Annotated in this window: 4 protein-coding genes and 1 tRNA gene; 2 read left to right on the top strand and 3 right to left on the bottom strand. The window is 65.7% G+C overall.

Features of this window, described 5'->3' with window-relative positions; all coding sequences use genetic code 11:
* Window positions 1-276 precede the first annotated feature (276 nt).
* Window positions 277-1257: a DNA-3-methyladenine glycosylase family protein gene (locus AC5RWT_RS35450; RefSeq protein WP_494084312.1), complete on the top strand. Its 981-nt coding sequence runs from the start codon at window positions 277-279 to the stop codon at window positions 1255-1257.
* A 71-nt stretch (window positions 1258-1328) separates the two neighbouring features.
* Here AC5RWT_RS35450 and trxA read toward each other — a convergent pair whose 3' ends face one another.
* Complete coding sequence (gene trxA, locus AC5RWT_RS35455) at window positions 1329-1718, bottom strand: thioredoxin (RefSeq protein WP_493966610.1); 390 nt, start codon at window positions 1716-1718, stop codon at window positions 1329-1331.
* 239 nt (window positions 1719-1957) lie between these two features.
* Between trxA and AC5RWT_RS35460 the strand changes: the two genes are divergently transcribed.
* Window positions 1958-2365, top strand: coding sequence for a hypothetical protein (locus AC5RWT_RS35460; RefSeq protein WP_494084313.1), 408 nt, complete (start codon window positions 1958-1960; stop codon window positions 2363-2365).
* 85 nt (window positions 2366-2450) lie between these two features.
* On the opposite strand, the gene AC5RWT_RS35465 is transcribed toward AC5RWT_RS35460, so the two are convergent.
* A complete protein-coding gene (locus tag AC5RWT_RS35465; protein ID WP_494084314.1) occupies window positions 2451-3524 on the bottom strand; it encodes a lipid II:glycine glycyltransferase FemX in 1074 nt (357 codons plus the stop codon).
* Between the two features lie 171 nt (window positions 3525-3695).
* Window positions 3696-3777: transfer RNA gene (locus AC5RWT_RS35470), tRNA-Tyr, on the bottom strand.
* Window positions 3778-3781 lie beyond the last annotated feature (4 nt).

Raw genomic sequence — 3781 nt, forward strand, 5'->3', positions numbered from 1 at the left:
CAGCAATACCTTCGGTCACTTTGTTCAGCTTGACCAACGGTGTGTTGCCGATCAGGTCCAGAACAGAATTGGCATATTTCATGGGCCCAAATCTACCCGCCAGCGTATCCGGGGGCACAACGGGCGTAAGACGGGTTCATGCCGGCGCCCGCGAGGCCGCCAGGATCGGGCCTGCGCTGCACGATCAGTCCGCGCCCAGTCCGCGCCGGCACGCGCCCTCCGCAGCAAGGAGGGGCGCGGGTCCGAATCCTCCCAACCTCGTGGGACGATTAATCCATGCTCTCCCCCGCCACTGCGACCCGACCCACGGGGCTCACGGCACGGGTGGAAATCCCCGAGCCGTATGACTTGCCGGGAACGCTGTCCGTCCTGTCCCGCGGTGCCCAGGATCCCACCGCCCGGATGGACGACGCCGGTGCCTGGCTGACGCTGAACACCTCCTGCGGCGCGGCGACCTTGCGCATCACGCGCGAACCGCGACAGCAAGACGAACGCCGGGGCACCGCCGTCGTGAAAGGGCAGGCCTGGGGGCCGGGTGCGGAGGAAGCGCTGGCCGGGCTCCCTGGGCTGCTGGGGACAAGCGATGACTGGACCGGGTTTGATGAACCCGGTTTCCACGCAGGCCTGCCACGGCTGGTGCGCGATCCGCGGCGCAGGCACCCCGGGCTGCGGCTGCCCGCGACCGGGCGGATGATCGACGCGCTGGTGCCGGTAATCCTGGAGCAGAAAATCACCACGCTCGAGGCACGGTACTCCTACAGATATTTGGTTCGCCGGCACGGGACACCGGCTCCCGGACCCGCACCGGCCGGGCTTATGGTTCCGCCGACCGCGCACGGATGGCGGCGTATCCCGTCCTGGGACTGGCACCGAGCCGGCGTGGACTCGAAGCGCTCGGGGACCATCATGCGCGCCTGTTCCTCAGCCGGCGCGCTGGAACGGCTGGCCTCGCTGCCGGCCGGCGAAGAATTGTCCCGCAGGCTGCGCACCGTCCCGGGGATCGGGCCGTGGACAGCGGCCGAGACCGCCCAGCGTACCCACGCGGATCCGGACTCGGTGTCCGTGGGCGACTTCCATCTGGCTGCTTTTGTGGGCTATGCGCTCACCGGGCGCAAGACGGACGACGCCGGCATGCTGGAGCTCCTTGAACCGTGGCGGGGCCACCGACAGCGGGTCGTGCGGATGCTGGTGCTCAGCGGTTTCCGCAAGCCGGCCTTCGGCCCGCGGTTGTCTCCGCAGGACCACCGCCGGCATTAACGCACGGAGGGAACGGGGCGCATGCCCCGCTCCCTCTCAAAGCCTTGAACGTCGTGCGGTCAGCCGTGCCGCTAGTCGGCGGCCGGTCCGTCCTGCGCCTCCTGCTGCTGGGCAGCCACCTGGGCGTGGACTTCCTGCATGTCCAGTCCCTTGACGGCGTCCACGAGCTGCGCAAACTGGCTGGAGTTCAGTGCTCCCGGCTGGGAGAACACCAGCACCTTTTCCCGGAAAGCCATAAGCGTCGGGATCGAGGTGATTCCGGCCGCGGCGGCCAGGCTCTGCTCGGCTTCGGTGTCCACCTTGGCGAAGACGACGTCGCTGTGCTGCTCGGACGCGGCATCGTAGACGGGGGCAAACTGCTTGCACGGGCCGCACCAATCGGCCCAGAAGTCGACGAAGACGATGTCGTTCTCTTCGATGGTCTGCGGAAACTGGGCCTCGGTGATGTCGATGGTTGCCATGTCTCCACGCTAGCGCGCCGGGTTGCAGCCTGTCGCCCCTTGTTCGCTTAGCGCATGAGCTGCTGCGGAACGGAGAACGCTGGCTGCACGTCCCCAAGGTGCCCCACCCTGCGCCTCGGTGCGCCGTACGAGGGCTTTGTCGCACCGCTGTTATCCACAACCTGATGGGCATGCCTACCGGGGTGTGTCCCTGCTCCCTAAGGTCGATCCCACCAGAGACCGCGACTGAAGGGACCGCCATGGACCGCTGCACTGTTCTGATTGTCACCGACGGGCTGGAGCTCGACGCCGCCATCTCCCAAAGCACGGCCTTGATCAACGAGCTGGGCCCGAACCTCCCGTTCGCCCACGACCCGGAGCAGACCGAACTGTACGCCGTGGGCGAGGGCAACTCGCTGAAGGACAGGATCGGCCTGCCCCACGGCAGACCCGGCGCCGGCCCGGCGGCCACCTATGTGGGCGACCTGCACTACATCTGGAGCGCCGGAAAGTGGTACACGCCCGCCGACTGTCCGCCCGCTCCAGCCGACCACAACAACGCATCCGGCTGGCAGTGGTTCTACTACAACGTGATGCACAACTCCGGGAGGAAAACGTACTGCTTCCTGTGGGACATCCACCCGCTGCCGCTGGCCGATGCGGCGTGAGGGCGTCCGGCGAAACTTCCTTACGGGAGCGGCACCTTTCCGGACGAAAGTTCGCAGGAGCCTGCGCTGCCGTTTCCGGCGCCGTTTAGTAGAAAGGCTGGTGACGACGGCGCACATAAAGGCCGCGGGCAACCTTCTCCCCGGCGACGGACCACAGCTTGTACCTCAGCGGGGAGATCACCTGGTCGTAGCAGCCGACGAAATCCGTGATGGTCTTGGTAAAGCTGGTCTTGAACAGCCCCAACCCGTAGTACTCATGGTCGGGATTCTTGACCTCGGACGCGGGCGGAGTTCCGCACAGGTCGTAACTGGTGATGCCCAGCTCCTTGAGCTGGTTCATGGCCGTCCACTGGATCAGGTGGGAGTCGCCGTACTGCTTGCGGCGCGGCAGCGACCCGCCGTCCTTATAGGTTCCCTTGCGTCCGTAGTTGACCACGAAAGCCCCCACGGATGGCTTTCCGTCTTCGTACGTGAACAGCAGCCGGCCCTGCCCCGCGGCGATGAAGTTGCCCCAGAAGGCCTTGAAGTACTCAAAGGAACGGACCTGCACATTTTTCTGGCCTTGCTGCACCTGCCCCATCAGGCTGAACATCGCCCGGAAGTTCTCTTCCGTCGGCTCGGCCGTGACCACTTCGGCGCCCTCGCGGATCGCGCGGCGCACGGCATTGCGCCCCCGGGAGGAGAAGCTCTTGAGAACGACCTCCGGCTCCGGGGAAATATCGACGATTGCGGTGTGGTCGTTCGGCTGCAGGTCCGGCATCTTGACCAGGCCTTCGCGCACCAGCAGCGCGCGGGTTTCATCCGTGGCCTCGACATCCGGCTCGATGCGGACCGCGAAGACTCCGCGCGCATGTTGCCGGCAGAAGCGGCGGTTGGCCTCGAAGATGCCAGGCAGGTCCTCGGGCGATGCAACGTCCGGACCCTTGATCATGTACCAGTATTTGCCCAGCACCGGAATGTTCTTTTCCAGCACCAAGTTGTAGCTGGTGTAGTCCCCGGTCTCATACGCCAGGTACAGCGGCTTCCACCCGTGGTCGGCTTTGACCAGGGCGTAGGCCTTGGCCTGCAGCATGTTGCCGCCGTTGGGATTGGCCGTGACATGGCTGTCCCATGCCTCGATTTCCTCGGGCGTCGCGAAGCGGGCGGTGAATTGTCGCAAAAGAACTCCTCATCGTGGCGGCCAGTCGCCGCCGGTCACATCCGCGGTCAAGTCTATCGACGCCGTTCCCCGCCCTGTGCCGGAAGGGAACCGGCGGCCGGTGTTTCCGGCGGGTATGGAAAAACCCCGTCCAACCGGTTATTCACCGGGTCGGACGGGGTTCCCGTTCGGTGGCAGATGAGGGATTCGAACCCCCGTAGGCAATGCCAGCTGATTTACAGTCAGCCCCCTTTGGCCGCTCGGGTAATCTGCCGAAC

It is taken from the genome of Arthrobacter sp. Dra40, from assembly GCF_059091905.1.